2 protein-coding genes and 1 pseudogene are annotated in these 18863 nt (G+C 74.5%); all 3 read left to right on the plus strand.

Annotated features, from left to right (window positions below; genetic code table 11):
* On the plus strand, positions 1-1446 hold a 1446-nt coding region (locus IH68_RS0148525), incomplete at its 5' end, for a type I polyketide synthase (RefSeq protein ID WP_030950170.1).
* Between the two features lie 63 nt (positions 1447-1509).
* Positions 1510-17107, plus strand: a pseudogene (locus IH68_RS60095) (type I polyketide synthase).
* A gap of 70 nt (positions 17108-17177) precedes the next feature.
* A partial coding sequence (locus tag IH68_RS0148540; protein WP_030950173.1) for a type I polyketide synthase occupies positions 17178-18863 on the plus strand: 1686 nt, incomplete at its 3' end.

Here is an 18863-nt window from a genome sequence, read left to right on the forward strand (position 1 = left end):
CCGTTGGATCCGGACGGCACGGTGCTGGTGACCGGTGGTACGGGTGGTCTGGGTGCGCTGGTGGCCCGGCACCTGGTGACCGAGCATGGAATCCGGCATCTGCTGCTGGCGAGCCGACGCGGTCTGGAAGCTCCGGGTGCCGGTGAACTCGTCGCTGAACTCGCGGGGTTGGGTGCCGAGGTCGAGGTGGCGGCCCTGGACGTCGCGGATCGTGCGGCGCTGGCGGACATGCTCGCCGCCGTGCCCGCCGACAAGCCGTTGACGGCCGTGGTCCACACCGCGGGCATCGTCGATGACGGTGTGGTCGCCTCCCTCACCCCGGACCGGCTGGCCAAGGTCATGCGCCCGAAGGCCGACGCGGTGGCACACCTGCACGAGCTGACCCGGGACGCCGACCTGTCCGCGTTCGTGGTCTTCTCCTCCGTCGCCGGCACGTTCGGCAGCGCGGGGCAGGCCAACTACGCGGCTGCCAACGCCTTCCTCGACGGCTTCGCGGCCCTGCGCCGGGCCGCCGGACTCCCCGCGGCGTCCCTCGCCTGGGGAGCGTGGGCGCCCGGCACGGGCATGACCGCCGAGCTGACCGAGGCGGACCTGCGACGCATGGCACGCGGCGGCATGCGGCCGCTCACCGCCGAGCAGGGCCTCGAACTCCTCGACACCGCCGGGCTCGTGTCCGCCGCGGCTCCCACGCACCGGGCGTTGCTGCTGCCGGTGAACCTGGACCTCCAGGCGCTGCGGGCGCACGCCGAGGCCGTACCGCCGCTGCTGCGCGGCCTGGTGCGGGCACCGGCCCGACGGGCCGCTCAGACGGCGGCCGGAGCCGGCGCGGAGCGGCAGGACCTCGGTGCCCAGTTGGCGGCGCTCGCGCCGGCCGACCGGGAGCAGTACCTCGTCGACCTGGTCTGCGCCCAGGCGGCGGCCACCCTCGGCCACGCCTCGGCGGACGAGATCGAACCGGACCAGGCGTTCAAGGAGCTGGGCTTCGACTCGCTCACCGCCGTCGAACTGCGCAACCGGCTCAACGCGGCCACCAGGCTGCGGCTGCCGGCCACGCTGGTGTTCGACCATCCGACGCCGACGGTGCTGGCGGCGCAACTGCTTCAGGAGATCACCCTGCCGGAGGCGTCCGGCACGGGTGCGGGCGAGGGCCCGGGCGAAGCCGCGACAGCGGTGCCGCTCCTGGTCGAACTGGACCGGCTGGAGGCCGCGCTGGGCGCCGCCGCGGTCGGCGGGGACGACTACGCGACGATCACTTCCCGGCTGCAGCGGCTGACGGCGAAGTGGCAGGACATGGCAACGAAGGGCAGCGGTGCCGGACACGACAACGGCACCGGCTCCGGGGAACCCGGAGCGGCACTCGCCGACGTGGACGACGGGGAACTGGACTCCGTCGAGACGGCGGACGAGCTGTTCGACCTGATCGACAAAGAACTCGGGATGTCGTGATCAGCCGCGGGAAACCGTTGGCATCGGCTCAGGGATGTGGCGTTGGTGGCTGAAGACGACAAGATGGACGACAAGTACGTCGAGTACCTCAAGCGGTTGACCGCGGAGCTGCGGCAGACCCGCCGGCAGCTGCGCGACGCCGAGGGACGCGACCGGGAACCGATCGCGATCGTGGCGATGAGCTGCCGCTACCCCGGCGGGGTGGACAGCCCGGAAGAGCTGTGGCGGCTCGTCGACGAGGGCGGGGACGCCATCTCCGGGTTCCCCGCCGACCGCGGCTGGGACGTCGAGGCGGGATACGACCCCGACCCCGACAAACCCGGCACCTTCTACGCGCTCGGCGGCGGATTCCTGCACGAGGCGTCCCGGTTCGACGCGGACTTCTTCGGGATCTCGCCGCGCGAGGCCCTCGCGATGGACCCGCAGCAGCGGCTGCTGCTGGAGATCTCCTGGGAGGCGTTCGAGCGGGCCGGCATCGATCCCGGCGCGGTGCGCGGCAGCAGCACCGGCGTCTTCGTCGGCGCCGCGACCTCCGGTTACGGGGCGGGGGTGAGCGAGTTCCCCGACGGTGTGCAGGGCCTGCTCCTCGCGGGCAACGCCACCTCGGTCGCCTCCGGCCGCATCGCCTACACCCTCGGCCTGGAAGGGCCCACCGTCACCGTCGACACAGCCTGCTCCTCCTCGCTGGTCGCCCTGCACTGGGCGTGTCAGGCGCTGCGCCGCGGCGAGTGCGACATGGCGCTCGCCGGCGGCGTGGCGGTGATGGCCACACCGGCGATGTTCTACGAGTTCAGCAGGCAGCGCGGGCTGGCCGCCGACGGCCGGTGCAAGGCGTTCTCCGACGACGCCGACGGCACCGGCTGGGCGGAGGGCGCGGGCATCCTGCTGGTGGAGCGACTGTCCGACGCCCGGCGCCTCGGGCACCCGGTGCTGGCCGTGGTCCGCGGAACCGCGATCAACTCCGACGGCGCCTCCAACGGTCTCACCGCCCCCAACGGCCCCGCCCAGCAGCGGGTCATCCGCGCCGCCCTGGCGGGCGCGGGCCTTGCCCCCGCCGACGTGGACGCCGTCGACGCGCACGGCACCGGTACCTCGCTCGGTGACCCCATCGAGGCGCAGGCCCTGCTCGCCGCCTACGGCCAGGACCGCGAACAGCCGCTGTGGCTGGGCTCGTTGAAGTCCAACATCGGGCACACGCAGTCGGCCGCGGGTGTCGGCAGCATCATCAAGATGGTCGAGGCGATGCGGCACGGAGTGCTGCCGCGCACCTTGCACGTGTCCGAGCCGTCCCGGCACGTCGACTGGTCGGCGGGCGCGGTGCGCCTGCTCACCGAGCCGGTCGAGTGGCCCGGGACGGACCGTCCGCGCCGCGCCGCTGTGTCGTCGTTCGGCATCAGCGGCACCAACGCGCACGCCGTCATCGAGCAGGCCCCCGCGCCCGAAGCCGAACCCGCCGAGCCTGCCGCGGACTCCGCGGCCCCGGCCGCCGAGCCCCGCACCCTGCCCGTCGTGCCGTGGCCGGTGTCCGCGCGCAGCGAGGAGGGGCTGCGGGCGCAGGCCGCCCGGCTGCTGGCCCGGCTGCGCGAGCAGCCCGAGCCGCCGCGTGCACTGGACGTCGGCCACGCGCTCGCCACCACCCGGGCCGCCCTGGAGCACCGGGCGATCGTCCTCGCCGCCGACCACGACACCGCCGTACGGGAACTGACCGCGCTCGCCGAGGGCACCCCGGGCACCGCGACCGTCCACGGCCGCACCGTGCGCGGCGCCACCGCCTTCCTGTTCGCCGGCCAGGGCTCCCAACGGCTCGGCATGGGCCGGGAGCTGTACGAGACGTACCCGGTCTTCGCCGAGGCCTTCGACGCGGTGGACGCCGAACTGCCGTTCAGCCTGCGGGAGATCGTCTTCGGTGATGACGCGGATCGGCTGAAGCGCACCGAATACGCCCAGCCCGCGCTCTTCGCCCTCGAAGTCGCCCTCTTCCGGCTGCTGGAGGCGTGGGGCGTCACCCCGAAGTTCCTGCTGGGTCACTCCGTCGGCGAGCTGGCCGCCGCCCATGTCGCGGGCGTGTGGTCCCTCGCGGACGCCTGCCGGCTCGTGGTGGCGCGTGGCCGGCTGATGCAGGCGCTTCCGGCGGGCGGCGCCATGGCCGCGCTCCAGGCGACCGAGGAGGAGGTGCTGCCCCTGCTGAACGACCGGGTCGGCATCGCCGCCGTCAACGGCCCCCGCGCGGTGGTGATCTCCGGCGCCGCCGACGCCGTGGAGGAGGCGGCCGCGCACTTGCGCGCCCAGGACCGCAAGGTGACGGCCCTGCGGGTCAGCCACGCCTTCCACTCCCCGCTGATGGAGCCCATGCTCCAGGAGTTCCGCGAGGTCGCCGAGAGCGTCACCTACCACACGCCCCGTCTGACGATCGTCTCCGACGTGACCGGCGACACCGCCCGCCCGGCCGACCTGTGCTCGCCCGACTACTGGGTCCGGCACGTCCGTGAACCCGTCCGCTTCGCCGACGGGATACGGCTGCTGGCGGGGCGCCGGGTGGCCCGCTTCGTCGAGCTGGGCCCCGACGGCACCCTCACCGCCCTCGCCCAGGACTGCCTGCCGGGCGACGCGGTGTCGGCCGTGCCCACCCTGCGCAAGGACCGGCCCGAGCCCGCCGCGCTGATGGCCGCGGTCGCCGGCGCGTTCGCCCACGGGGCGCCGGTCGACTGGCCGGCCGTCTTCGCGGGGACCGGCGCCCGCGCCGTGGAGCTGCCCACGTACGCCTTCCGCCGTGAACGGTACTGGCTGGAGCCGACCCCGCCCGGCACGGCGGCCGCCGAGGAGACCGGCGGCGGGGACGCGCGGTTCTGGACGGCCGTCGAGAAGGAGGACATCACCGCCCTCGCCGACACGCTGGACGTCGACGAGGGGCTCGTCCGTCCCCTGGTACCCGCTCTGTCGTCGTGGTGGCGCGGACGGCGCGAGCTCGGGCGGGTGGACGGGCTGCGCTACCGCGTCGGATGGCAGCCGCTCGACCCGGGTGCCGACACCCCGCTCACCGGCCGCTGGCTCGTCGCCGTCCCCTCCGGCACGGCCGACGACGCCCGGGTCCGTACCGTGAGCGACGCGCTCGCGGCACGCGGCGCCGAACCCGTGCCGTGGGAGTACGCCCCCGACGAGGAGCGGGAAGCGCTGGCCGCCCGGCTGGCCGGCCTCGGCGCCCTCGCGGGCATCCTGGCCCTGCCGTCCGGCATCGACGGGGAACTGTCCCCGGCGGACTTCCTGTTCCGCACGGTACGGCTCGTGCAGGCCCTCGGCGACGCCCAGCTGACCGCCCCGCTGTGGCTGGCCACCCAAGGCGCGGTGGCCACCGCACGCTCCGACGCCGCCCCCGAACCGTCCCAGGCCGCCCTGTGGGGCCTGGGACGAGTGGCCGCACTGGAGTTGTCCGACCGGTGGGGCGGCCTCGTCGACCTGCCGCGGACCCTGGACCGGCGGGCCGCGGGACGGCTCACCGCGGTGCTGGCCCGGCCCGGCGACGAGGACCAGCTCGCCGTGCGCGCCTCCGGCGTCTTCGTACGACGTCTGTCGCGCGCCGAGGAGCAGCCCGCCCCGCAGACCGGCGCGAGCGGCTGGCAGCCCCGCGGCACGGTCCTGATCACCGGGGGCACCGGCGCGCTGGGCGCCCGGGTCGCCCGCTGGGCCGCCGAGCAGGGCGCGGAGCACCTCGTCCTGACCGGCCGCCGCGGCCCCGACGCCCCCGGCGCCGCCGAACTGACGGCCCACCTCACCGCGCTCGGCGCCCGCGTCACGATCGAGGCGTGCGACGTCGCCGACCGCGCCGCCGTCGAGCGGCTGCTCGGCCGCCACACCGTCGACGCCGTCGTCCACGCGGCGGGCGTCACCGACACCCTGCCCCTGCCCGGCCTCGACACCGACCGCTTCCGCTCGGTCCTCGCCGCCAAGGCGCACGGCGCCGCCCACCTCGACGCCGTACTGCGCGACCAGGGCGACCGCCCGCTCGACGCGTTCGTGCTGTTCTCCTCCATCGCCGGCGTGTGGGGCAGCGGAGGCCAGACCGCCTACGCCGCCGCCAACGCCTACCTCGACGGCCTGGCCGAACAACGGCGCGCCCGCGGCGCCACCGCCACCTCCGTCGCCTGGGGACCCTGGGCCGAGGGCGGCATGGCCGCCGAGGACGGAGCCGAGGAATACCTGCGCCGACGCGGCCTCGCCGCCCTCGACCCCGACACCGCGCTGGCCGCGCTGCGCCGCATCCTCCAGCAGGACGGCACCGGGCAGGTCGTCGCCGACGTCGACTGGACCCGGTTCACCCCCGGCTTCACCAGCACCCGCCCCAGCCCCCTGCTCACCGGCCTGCCCGAGGCGCGGGAAGCGCTGCGCACCGGGCAGAGCGGCGCGGAAGACGACGCGGCGGGCACGGCACTGAAGCAGCGCCTCACGGGCCGCCCGGCCGCCGAACGCACCCGCGCACTCCTGGAGTTGATCCGCACCCACGCCGCCGCGGTCCTCGGCCACGCCGACGCCCGGCTGCTGGAGACCCGGCGCGCCTTCCGCGACTCGGGCTTCGACTCCCTCACCGCCGTCGAACTGCGCAACCGCCTCACCACCGAGACCGGCCTCGCGCTGCCCGCCACGCTGGTCTTCGACCACCCCACGCCCGTCGACCTCGCCGCCTTCGTCCACGGCGAGATGTTCGGCGAGCCCGAGCGCGGCACCGCGGACACCGCGTCCGGCGCGGGCCGCCGGGACCGCTCGGCCGACGACCCGATCGTCATCGTCGGCATGGGCTGCCGCCTGCCCGGCGACGTGACCGGCCCCGACGAGCTGTGGGACCTGGTCGCCGCCGCACGAGACGCCGTCGCCGAGTTCCCCGCCGACCGCGGCTGGGACCTCGACGCCCTCTACCACCCCGAACCCGGCCGCCCCGGCACCAGCTACACCCGGCACGGCGGATTCCTCACCGGCGTCGGCGACTTCGACCCCGCCTTCTTCGGCATCTCGCCGCGCGAAGCCGTCGCCATGGACCCGCAGCAGCGGCTGCTGCTGGAGACCTCCTGGGAGGCGCTGGAACGCGCCGCCATCGCCCCCGGTGGCCTGCGCGGCAGCCGTACCGGCGTGTTCATGGGCTCGAACGGCCAGGACTATCCCGCGCTGCTGCTCAGCACACCCGACGCCGGCGACGGCTACCTCGGCACCGGCAACGCGGCCGCTGTGGTCTCCGGCCGCATCGCCTACGTCCTCGGCCTAGAAGGACCCACCCTCACCGTCGACACCGCCTGCTCCTCGTCCCTGGTCGCCCTCCACCTTGCGGTGCAGGCGCTCCGGGCGGGCGAGTGCGACCTCGCCCTGGCCGGCGGCGTCACCGTCATGTCGACTCCCGGCGCCTTCCTGGAGTTCAGCCGCCAGCGCGGGCTCGCGGCGGACGGCCGGTGCAAGGCGTTCTCCGACGAGGCCGACGGCACCGGCTGGGCCGAGGGCGTGGGTGTGCTCGTGGTGGAGAGGCTCTCCGACGCGCGCCGTCATGGCCATCCGGTGCTGGCGGTGGTGGCCGGTTCCGCGGTCAACCAGGACGGCGCCAGCAACGGCCTGACCGCGCCGAACGGTCCCGCCCAGCAGCGGGTGATCCGCGCCGCGCTGTCGGATGCCGGACTCGCCCCGGCCGACGTGGACGCGGTGGAGGCGCACGGCACCGGTACGACGCTGGGCGACCCGATCGAGGCCCAGGCGCTGCTCGCCACGTACGGCCAGGACCGCGAACGGCCCCTGTGGCTCGGCTCGTTGAAGTCCAACATCGGCCACACCCAGGCCGCGGCCGGTGTCGCCGGCATCATCAAGATGGTGCAGGCCATGCGGCACGGCCTGCTGCCGTCCACCCTGCACGCCGATGTCCCCAGCACCCACGTGGACTGGTCGGCGGGCGCCGTGGAACTGCTCACCGAGAGCACGGAATGGCCCAGCGCGGACCGTCCGCGCCGCGCGGGAATCTCGGCATTCGGCGTGTCCGGTACCAACGCGCACGTCATCGTCGAACAGGCGCAGGAGGCGGAGCAGGCGCAGGGCACCGAGCCCACGGCCCTGCCGGCCGCCGACACCGGGATCGGCGGCCCCCTGCCCTGGGTGATCTCCGGATCCACGGAGGACGCCCTGCGCGAGCAGGCCGAACGGCTCCTGGCCCACGCCGACGCCAGGCTCGATCTCGCCACCGTGGACCTCGGCCTCTCGCTGGCCACCACCCGCACGGCGTTCGACCACCGTGCCGTCGTGCTGGGCGCCGACCGGGAGGAGCTGCTGTCCGTCCTCTCGTCCCTGGTCATGGACGAGCCCGCCCCCGGCGTTGTCACCGGGCGCGCACAGGCCGAAGGCCGCACGGCGTTCCTGTTCGCCGGTCAGGGCTCGCAACGCCTCGGCATGGGCCGCGAGTTGTACGACACCTACCCGGTGTTCGCCGACGCCTTCGACGGCGCCTGCGCGCATCTGGACGCGGAACTGCCGCGCCCGCTGCGGGAGGTGGTGTTCGGTGACGACGCGGAGCGGCTGAACCGGACCGAGTACGCCCAGCCCGCCCTGTTCGCCCTGGAAGTGGCGCTGTTCCGGCTGCTGGAGTCGTGGGGTGTGCGTCCGGATGTGCTGGCAGGGCACTCGATCGGTGAGATCGCGGCGGCGCATGTGGCCGGTGTGTGGTCGCTGGCGGACGCCTGCCGTCTGGTGGTGGCGCGGGGCCGGTTGATGCAGGCCCTCCCGTCCGGCGGTGCGATGGTCGCGCTGCAGGCCACCGAGGAGGAGGTGCTGCCGCTGCTCGGCGACCGTGTGGGCATCGCCGCCGTCAACGGCCCCCGGGCCGTGGTTGTCGCGGGCGCCGCCGACGCCGTCGAGGAGATCGCGGCACACTTCCGTGCCCAGGACCGGAAGGTCACGGCCCTGCGGGTCAGCCATGCCTTCCACTCGCCGCTGATGGAGCCGATGCTGGCCGAGTTCCGCACGGTGGCCGAGGGACTGTCGTACGAGCAGCCGCGGCTGCCCCTCGTCTCCACCGTGACCGGGCAGACCTCCACCGCCGAGGAACTGTGCTCCCCGGACCACTGGGTCCGCCACGTCCGCCAGGCGGTCCGCTTCTCCGACGCCGTACATGCCCTGGAGGCGGAGGGCGTCACCCGGTTCCTGGAATTGGGACCTGACGGCACGCTCACCGCGCTGGCCCACGCCTCGCTCGCCGACGGCGAACCGGTGGCGGTCCCGGCCCTGCGCCCCGACCGCCCCGAGCCTGCGACGCTGCTCACGGCGACCGCGAACCTCTTCGCCCACGGCGCCGAGGTCACCTGGTCCGCGTTCTACCCCGCGGCGCGCGCCGTCGAGCTGCCCACCTACGCCTTCCAGCACGGCCGTTTCTGGCCACGTGTGACAGGCGCCCACCTCGGCGACCTGCGCTCGGCCGGTCTGTCCGCCGCCGGTCACCCGCTGCTCGGCGCCGCCGTCACCCTCGCGGACAGCGGGGCCGCCGTCTTCACCGGGCGGCTCTCCGCCCAACTCCAGCCATGGCTGGCGGAACACGTCGTCTCCGGTTCCGTCCTGCTGCCCGGCACCGCCTTCCTGGAGCTCGCCCTGCACGCGGCGGACCGTGTCGGCTGCGGTCAGGTCGAGGAACTCACCCTGCACACCCCCCTGGTGCTGCCCGACCGCGGAGCCGTCCAGCTCCAGGTCACCGTCGGCGCCCCGGACCCCTCCGGGCGCCGCGAGATCGGCGTGTACTCCCGCCCCGCGGCCGGCTCCGACACGGACGACCCCGACGCCGAGCCGTGGATCCAGCACGCGAGCGGCACCCTGCTGCCCGAGGCCGCCGCGCCGGCCACGGAAGCGGACGCACGACCGCCCGCCGACGCCGTCGAGGTCCCCACGGACACCCTCTACGAGCGGCTGGCGGACACCGGCCTGTCCTACGGGCCGCTGTTCCGCGGACTGACCTCCGTCCGGCAGCACGGCGACGACCTGTTCGCCGAGGCGGTCCTCCCCGACGAGTCCGCCCCGGACGCCCGCCGCTACGGCGTCCACCCGGCCCTGCTGGACTCGGTGCTGCACGCCCTCGGCGTGGCCCCGACGACCGCCGACGGCGGCGACGCGTCCGCCCCGGGGCTGCCGTTCTCGTGGGCGGGCGTCACCCTCCACGCGACCGGCGCGTCCCGCCTCCACGCCCGCTTGCGCGTCACCGGCTCCGGTTCGGTCACTGTCGACCTCGCCGACCCGTCCGGCGCGCCCGTAGCCACCGTGGAATCCCTCACGCTGCGCGCGCTCACCGCACCGCCCGCCGACACGACGGCAACCGGTCACACCGCACTGCTGCACCGCGTCGACTGGACACCTCTCCCGCTCGACGCGCCCGCCGACGACATGCGGAACTCGACCGCCTCGGCCCTCACGGCGTCTCTGCCGATGTCCCTGCCGACGTCTCTCCCGACGACCGAAGTCACCGGGGGAGAGGACGCGCTGATACGCGTGGAACTCCCGGCCGGCGACCCCGCGGAGGCAGCGCACACAGCCACGGCGAACGTTCTGGAGCTGGTGCGTGCCTGGCTGGCGGAGGAGCGGTTCGAGGGTGCCCGTCTGGTGGTGATCACCGAAGGGGCCGTGGCGCTCGATGAGAGGGCCTCGGATCCGGCTCTGGCGGCGGTGTGGGGTCTGGTGCGGGCGGCTCGGGCGGAGAACCCGGGGCGGTTCGCGCTGGTCGATATGGACGGTACGGACGAGTCCTGGGCGGTCCTCCCGGCCGCGCTGTCCTCCGGCGAGGCCGAAGTCGCCGTACGCGCAGGTGTCGCCTTCACCCCGCGTCTGGGCCGGGCCACCTCGGGACGTGAACTCGCGCTTCCCGCAGGGGAGTCGGCCTGGCGCCTGGACATCGTGGAGAAGGGCACGCTGGAAGGGCTCGCGCTGCGCCCGGTCCCGGAGGCGGAGGCCGAGCTGACGCACGGTCATGTCCGCATTGCGGTGCGGGCCGCGGGCGTGAACTTCCGCGACGTTCTCAACGCGCTCGGCATGTACCCCGGTGACGCGCGGGACTTCGGTCTGGAGGGTGCGGGTGTGGTGACCGGGGTCGGTCCCGGGGTGACCGGGCTCGCCGTCGGCGACCGCGTGATGGGGTTGTTCTCCGGTTCCTTCGGACCGGTGGCGGTGGCGGATGCGCGGACGGTGGCCCGGGTTCCTGCGGGGTGGTCGTTCGCGCAGGCGGCGTCGGTGCCGATCGTGTTCCTCACGGCGTACTACGCCCTCACCGACCTCGGTGGCCTTGAGGCCGGGGAGTCGGTGCTGGTGCATGCGGCGGCCGGTGGTGTGGGCATGGCCGCCACGCAGCTGGCACGGCATCTCGGCGCCGAGGTGTTCGGTACGGCGAGTGCCGGCAAATGGGACACCCTGCGCGAGCTCGGTCTGGACGAGGCGCACATCGCCTCCTCCCGGGACACCGACTTCGAGGCGGCGTTCCTCACGGCGACCGGCGGTCGTGGCATGGACGTCGTACTGGACTCGCTGGCCGGTGAGTTCGTCGATGCCTCACTGAGGTTGCTGCCACGTGGTGGCCGCTTCCTGGAGATGGGCAAGACCGATGTCCGGGACGCGGACGCGGTGGCTGCCGAGCACGCGGGCGTGACGTATCGGGCGTTCGATCTGTGGGATGCCGGTCCGGAGCGGATCGGGGAGATGCTGGCCGACCTGGTCGCCCTGTTCGACGAGGGCGTGCTGGAACCCCTTCCGGTCACCTGCTGGGACGTACGGCAGGCACCGGAGGCATTCCGGTATCTCTCGCAGGCCCGCCATGTCGGCAAGGTCGTCCTGACCGTCCCGGCACCGCTGCACCCGGACGGGACCGTGCTGGTGACCGGCGGTACCGGTGGTCTGGGTGCGCTGGTGGCCCGGCACCTGGTCACCGAGCACGGTATCCGGCATCTGCTGCTGGCCAGCCGCCGCGGCCTGGAGGCCCCGGGCGCTGGTGAACTCGTCGCTGATTTGGCTGAGTTGGGTGCTCAGGTCGAGGTGGCGGCGGTTGATGTCGCCGACCGCGACCAGGTGGCCGCCATGCTGGACACCGTTTCCGCCGGCCACCCGCTGACCGCCGTGGTCCACACGGCCGGCGTCCTGGACGACGGTGTGGTCGCCTCCCTCACCCCGGACCGGCTGGTGAGGGTCATGCGCCCGAAGGCCGACGCGACGGTCCATCTGCACGAGCTGACGCGGGACGCCGACCTGTCCGCGTTCGTGGTCTTCTCCTCGGTCGCGGGGACGTTCGGCGGCGCGGGCCAGGCCAACTACGCGGCCGCCAACGCCTTCCTGGACGCCTTCGCCGTCACCCGCCGTTCCTCCGGCCTGCCCGCGACCGCCCTCGCCTGGGGCCCCTGGCGTCGCGGCCCTGCCGGCCATGCTCCGAGGCCTCGCCGCGGCGCCCGCGCGGCGCACGGCGTCCGTGGCGGACGGCGCTGAGGCGGGGGAGAGCTTCCAGACCCGGCTCACGGCGCTTCCGCGCGCCGAGCGGGAGACGGCGGTCCTGGATCTCGTACGCACGCAGACGGCGCTGGTGCTGGGGCACGCAGGAGCGGACTCCGTGGAGGCCGGCCGGGACTTCCGCGGCCTCGGAATCGACTCGCTCACCGCCGTCGAACTGCGCAACCGTCTGAACGCGGCGACCGGACTGCGGTTGCCCGCGACCCTGGTGTTCGACTATCCGTCGCCGCAGGCGCTCGCCCGCCACATCGGCGCCGAACTCCTCGACGCCGAGCCCCCGGCCGAAGGCGCTGCCGCGACCGGTACCGCGCCCGGGAGCACGGTCCCGGCCGTCCGCATCGCCGACCAGGCCGACGACGACGCACGCATCGCGATCGTGGGGCTCGGCTGCCGATTCCCCGGAGGTGTGCGCGGCCCGGAGGAGTTCTGGCGGCTGCTGGCCGACGGGGTGGACGCGATCGGTGCGCCGCCCGCGGACCGAGGCTGGCAGGCGGACGGGGTCGAGGGCGGATTCCTGTACGACGCCGCAGAGTTCGACGCGGACTTCTTCGGGATCTCGCCGCGCGAGGCGCTCGCGATGGACCCGCAGCAGCGGCTGCTGCTGGAGATCTCCTGGGAGGCGCTGGAGCGGGCCGCGATCGACCCGCGCGGGCTGCACGGTTCCCGTACCGGTGTGTTCGTCGGCACGAACTACCAGGGCTACGGGTCGGCCGCGCACGCGGTCCCCGAGGACGCGCAGGGACAGCTGCTCACCGGGCACGCCGCGAGCGTGGCCTCCGGCCGGGTCGCCTATGTGCTGGGCCTGGAGGGCCCGGCGGTCACCGTGGACACGGCTTGCTCGTCCTCCCTCGTGGCCCTGCACTGGGCGGCGCAGTCGCTGCGTTCCGGCGAGTGCGATCTGGCGCTCGCGGGCGGTGTGACGGTGATGGCGACGCCGGGCGCGTTCGCCGAGTTCGACCGGCAGGGCGGTCTCGCCGGTGACAACCGCTGCAAGGCCTTCTCGGACGACGCCGACGGCACCGGCTGGGGCGAGGGCGCAGGCGTCCTGCTGCTGGAGCGGCTCTCCGACGCCCGCCGCAACGGACACCCGGTGCTCGCCGTGGTCCGCGGCAGTGCCGTCAACTCGGACGGCGCCAGCAACGGTCTGACCGCGCCCAACGGACCCTCGCAGCAGCGGGTCATCCGGGCCGCGCTGGCGGCGGGCGGGCTCACCCCGGCCGACGTGGACGCGGTGGAGGCGCACGGCACCGGCACCAAGCTCGGGGATCCGATCGAGGCGCAGGCCCTGCTCGCCACCTATGGCCAGGACCGCGAACAGCCCCTGTGGCTGGGGTCGGTGAAGTCCAACATCGGGCACACCCAGGCCGCCGCCGGCGTCGCCGGTGTCATCAAGACGGTGCTGGCGATGCGGCACGGGACGCTGCCGCGCACCCTGCACGTCACACGACCGACGACGCACGTCGACTGGACGGCGGGCCGGATCCAGCTGCTGGCCGAGCCGGAGCCCTGGGCGCGCACGGGACGGCCCCGGCGGGCGGCGGTGTCGTCGTTCGGCATCAGCGGCACCAACGCCCATGTCGTCCTGGAGGAAGGCACCGAGGAGCAGGCCCCCGCGGAGCCGCAGGCCACGGACGGCCCGGAGCGCGGGCCGGTCGCCTGGCCGCTGAGCGGACGGTCGGCCGTCGCCCTGCGCGGCCAGGCCGAACGGCTCCGCGCCCGGTTGACCGCCCGCCCGGAGTCGTCCCCCGCCGACGTGGCCCACTCCCTGGCCACCGGCCGCGCGGTGTTCGAGCACCGGGCCGTGGTGGTCGCCGAGGACCGGGAGGAACTCCTGGCCGGGCTGTCCGCAATCGGCCGCGGAGAGGACGCCGCCGGCGTGGTGAGCGGCCGCACCGGGCCGTGGGGCCGTACGGCATTCCTGTTCAGCGGGCAGGGCTCACAGCGGCCCGGTATGGGCCGGGAACTCCTCGACCGGTTCCCGGTGTACGCCGATGCCTTCCACCGTGTCTGCGACGCGTTCGCCCCGCACCTCGACGTGCCGCTGGCCGACGTCGTACTGGCCGAGGAGGGCACGGAACCGGCCCGGCTGCTGGACCGCACCGCCTACACCCAGCCCGCGCTCTTCGCCGTGCACGTGGCGCTCTACGAACTGGTGCGCTCGTGGGGGGGCACGCCGGACGCGCTGATGGGGCACTCCATCGGCGAACTGTCCGCCGCGCACGTCTCCGGAGTGCTGTCGCTGCCGGACGCGTGCGCGCTGGTGGCCGCCCGCGGCCGGCTGATGGAGGCGCTGCCCGAGGGCGGCGCGATGACCGCCGTACAGGCGTCCGAGGACGAGGTGCTGCCCCTGCTGGACGAAAGGGTCTCCATCGCCGCCGTCAACGGGCCGGCAGCGGTGGTCGTCTCCGGTGACGAGGACGCCGTGTCGGACATTGACGGGCATTTCGCCGCGCTGGGCCGAAAGACTAGGCGTTTGCGGGTCAGCCATGCGTTTCACTCGGCGCATATGGACGCGATGCTTGCGGAGTTCGAGGAGGTCGCGCGCGGCGTGAAGTACGACGCGCCCGCGATCCCGATCGTCTCCAACGTGACGGGGAACCGGGCCACCGAGGCCGAACTGACCTCGCCCGACCACTGGGTGCGGCATGTGCGGCAGACCGTGCGCTTCGCCGACGGCGTACGCCGCCTCGGCGAGGACGGTGTCGGTACGTTCGTGGAACTCGGGCCGGACGGCTCACTGACCGCGATGACCCTCGACACCCTTCAGGAGTCCGAGCCCGCTGTCGCCGGCATCCCGGTGCTGCGCCGGGGCCGGCCCGAGCCGGTCGCCGCGCTGCTGGCCGCAGGGGCACTGCACGTACGCGGCCTCGCCGCCGCGCCGACCGGGCTGACCGGCCCGGCCCGTACGGTGGGACTGCCGACCTACGCCTTCCAGCGCAGCCGCTACTGGCTGGAGGCGGCCAAGCCCGCCGACGCCGAGCGCCCGAGCGACGGCGACCTGGTCGACGACGAGTTCTGGGCCGCCGTCGAGCGCGGCGACCTGGGCGAGCTCACCGAGCGCCCCGACCTCGGCGACGACACCCCCCTCAGCGAACTGCTGCCCGCCCTGTCGTCCTGGCGGCGCCGCCGCCGCGAGAGTTCCGCGCTCGACTCCTGCTCCTACAGCGTGCTCTGGCGGCCGGTACCGGACGGCCCGTCATCCGTGCTGTCGGGCACCTGGCTGCTGGCGCTGCCCGCCTCCCGGACCGACGATCCCTGGACGAACACGCTCACCGAGGGCCTGACCGCGCACGGTGCGCAGATCGTGCCGCTCACCGTGGACTGCGCCCTCACCGACCGGGCCGCGCTCGGCGAACAGCTGCGCAAGCTCCCCGAACGGGACACCCTGCAGGGCGTGCTGTCGCTGCTCGCCCTCGACCAGGAGCCCGCCGTGGCCGGCCTGGACGGGGCCGCCGCAGCCGGCAGCGCCGCCACCCCGGCCGGTCTGGGCGCGCAGCTCGCCCTGACGCAGGCACTCGGCGACCTGGAGATCGGCGCCCCGCTGTGGTGCGCCACCGTCGGAGCGGTCGCCGCCACCGAACGCGAGAGCGTGACCGCACCGGAACAGGCCGCCGTCTGGGGCCTCGGTCGGGTCGCCGCGCTCGAACAGCCGCAGCGCTGGGGCGGTCTCGTCGACCTCCCCGCCGACCTCGACAGCCGCAGCGCCGAACGGCTCGCCGGACTGCTCTCCGGCACCACGGGCGAGGACCAGAGCGCCGTACGGTCCGCCGGAGTCTTCGCCCGCCGCCTGGTGCACGCCCGGCCGTCCACGACCGAGGCACCCGAGTGGAACTGCACGGACCAGACCGTGCTGATCACCGGCGGCACCGGATCGCTCGGCGCCCGGGTCGCGCGCCGCCTCGCCGAGCGCGGTGCCCGGCATCTGGTCCTGGTCGGCCGCCGGGGCCCCGACGCCGAAGGCGCCGAAGCACTGCGCGCCGAACTCGCCGCCGTGGGCGCCGAAGTGACCCTCGCCGCCTGCGACACCGCCGACGCCGACGCCCTGGCCGCGCTCCTCGCCGAGCACCCGGTGGACGCCGTGGTGCACGCGGCCGGAGTCCTGGACGACGGGCTGCTCCAGGCGTTGACGCCGGAGCGTCTGGAGGCGGTGCTGCGGCCGAAGCTGGCCGCCGCCCGTAACCTCGACAGGCTCACCCGCGACCGCGAACTCTCGGCGTTCGTCCTGTTCTCCTCCTTCGCCGGCACGGTCGGCTCGGCGGGCCAGGGCAACTACGCCGCCGCCAACGCCTACCTCGACGCGCTCGCCGCCCGGCGCCGCGCCGAGGGACTGCCCGCCACCTCCGTCGCCTGGGGCCCCTGGGCCGGCGGCGGAATGGCCGGCGGCGACGACGCGGAAGCACGGCTGCGGGGCGGCGGTGTCGTCCCGCTCGACCCGGACGCGGCGCTCGCCGCCCTCGACCGGGCAGTGGCCCGCGCCGACGCCCAGCTGACCGTCGCCGAGCTGACCTGGGACCGCTTTGTGCCCGGGTTCACCGCCGTGCGGCCCGCCCCGCTGCTCGCCGAACTGCCTGAAGCCCAGGCCCTGGTGCGCCAGGCGCGGGAGCGGGACGGCGGTGCGCAGGCGGAGGGCGGCGCGCTGGGCACCCGGCTCGCCGGACTCGCCGAGGCCGAGCAGGAACGGCTGCTGACCCAGCTGGTCCGCGACCACGTCGCCACCGTGCTGGGCCACGGCTCCGCCGACGCGGTCGACGCGGACCGCGCCTTCAACGAACTCGGCTTCGACTCGCTGATGGCGGTGGAACTGCGCAACAGGCTCGGTGTGGCGGCCGGCCTCCAACTGCCCGCCACGCTCCTGTTCGACCAGCCCACACCACGGGTCCTCGCCCGCCATCTGCGGTCGCTGACCGTGACCGAGGGCGGCGGCGCCCCCGCGCTGGACGCCCTGGACCAGTTGGAGGCCGCTCTGACCGGGCTCGCCGAGGACGACGCGCAGCGCGGCCGGATCGCCTCCCGCCTGCTGGCGCTCGCCACCCGCTGGAACGGCCAGGCCCAAGCGCCGGCCGAACGGACGGACGACAGCGACGGCGGCGGCGACAGCGACCTTCAGGACCGGATCGAATCCGCCGGCGCCGAGGAGATCTTCGCCCTCATCGACAACGACCTGGGCCTCTCATGACCGGCACGACGACCACGACGACCACGGCCACCGCCATGGCCGACACGACCTTCCAGGTGGGGGAGTACGCGTGAACGAGCAGGAAAAGCTCCTCAGCTACCTCAAGAAGGTCACCGGCGATCTCCACGAGACCCGCAAGCGGCTGCGCGAGGCGGAATCAGCGTCCCGGGAACCGGTCGCCATCGTCGCGATGAGCTGCCGTTTCCCCGGCGGCGCCGACTCGCCCGAGGAACTGTGGCGGCTGCTGGGCTCCGGCGGCGACGCCGTGACCGAGTGGCCCGCCGACCGCGGCTGGAACCTCGCCGATCACTACGACCCCGAACCCGGCCGCCCCGGAAAGACATACAGCACCTCCGGCGGCGCCCTCGCCGGAGCCGGAGACTTCGACGCCTCCTTCTTCGGGATCTCGCCACGCGAGGCGATGGCGATGGACCCGCAGCAGCGGCTGCTCCTGGAGATCTCCTGGGAGGCGTTCGAGCGGGCCGGCATCGACCCCACGACCCTGCGCGGCTCCCGGACAGGTGTCTTCGCGGGGACCAACGGCCAGGACTACACAGGTCTGCTGCTGGCCTCGCAGGAGAGCCTGGAAGGACATGTCGGCACCGGAAACGCCGCCAGCGTGGTCTCCGGACGCATCTCCTACACCCTCGGCCTGGAGGGCCCTGCGGTCACCGTCGACACCGCCTGCTCCTCCTCTCTGGTCGGCCTGCACCTGGCCGTACGGGCGCTGCGGGCCAGGGAGTGCGACCTGGCGCTCGCCGGCGGCGTCACCGTGCTGTCGACGCCCGGCCTCTTCCTGGAGTTCAGCAGACAGCGGGGCCTCGCCCCCGACGGCCGCTGCAAGGCGTTCGCCGAGGCCGCCGACGGCACCGGCTGGGCCGAAGGCGCCGGAATGCTGCTGGTGGAACGGCTCGCCGACGCCCGCCGGCTCGGGCACCCCGTCCTCGCCGTGGTCCGCGGCAGCGCCGTCAACCAGGACGGCGCCTCCAACGGCCTGACCGCCCCCAACGGACCCTCCCAGCAGCGCGTCATCTGGCAGGCCCTTGCCGACGCCCAGCTGTCCACCGCGGACGTCGACGCCGTGGAGGCGCACGGCACCGGTACCACGCTCGGCGACCCGATCGAGGCGCAGGCCCTGCTCGCGACCTATGGGCAGGACCGCGAACGGCCGCTGTGGCTCGGCTCCGTCAAGTCCAACATCGGGCACACCCAGGCCGCCGCCGGCGTCGCCGGCGTCATGAAGATGGTGCTGGCCATGCAGCACGGCCTGCTGCCCCGCACGCTCCACGTGGACCGGCCCAGCACGCACGTCGACTGGACGGCGGGCCGTGTCGAACTGCTCACCGAGTCCCGCCCCTGGCCCGCCGACGACCGGCCGCGCGTGGCGGGCGTCTCCTCCTTCGGCGTCAGCGGCACCAATGCCCACGTCATCCTCGAACAACCCGCCCCCGAACCGGCCGCCGCGGACGAGCCCGCCGAACGGCCCGCCCCGCCGCCGGGCAGCACACTGCCGTACGTCGTCTCCGCGCGCAGCGCCACGGCACTGCGCGCCCAGGCCGCCGCCCTGCACGCCCGGCTGCGCGTCGACGACGCGCTCGACCCGCACGACGTGGCCTGGTCGCTGGCCGCCACCCGCTCCACGTTCGAACACCGCGCGGTGCTGCTGGCCGACGACGGCACGGAGTTGCTGCGGGGTCTGGAGTCGCTGGTGGCGGGTGTTCCGGCGGCTGGGCTGGTGCAGGGTGTGGCCGATGTG

Source organism: Streptomyces sp. NRRL S-646 (assembly GCF_000720765.1).
Taxonomy (GTDB): Bacteria; Actinomycetota; Actinomycetes; order Streptomycetales; family Streptomycetaceae; genus Streptomyces.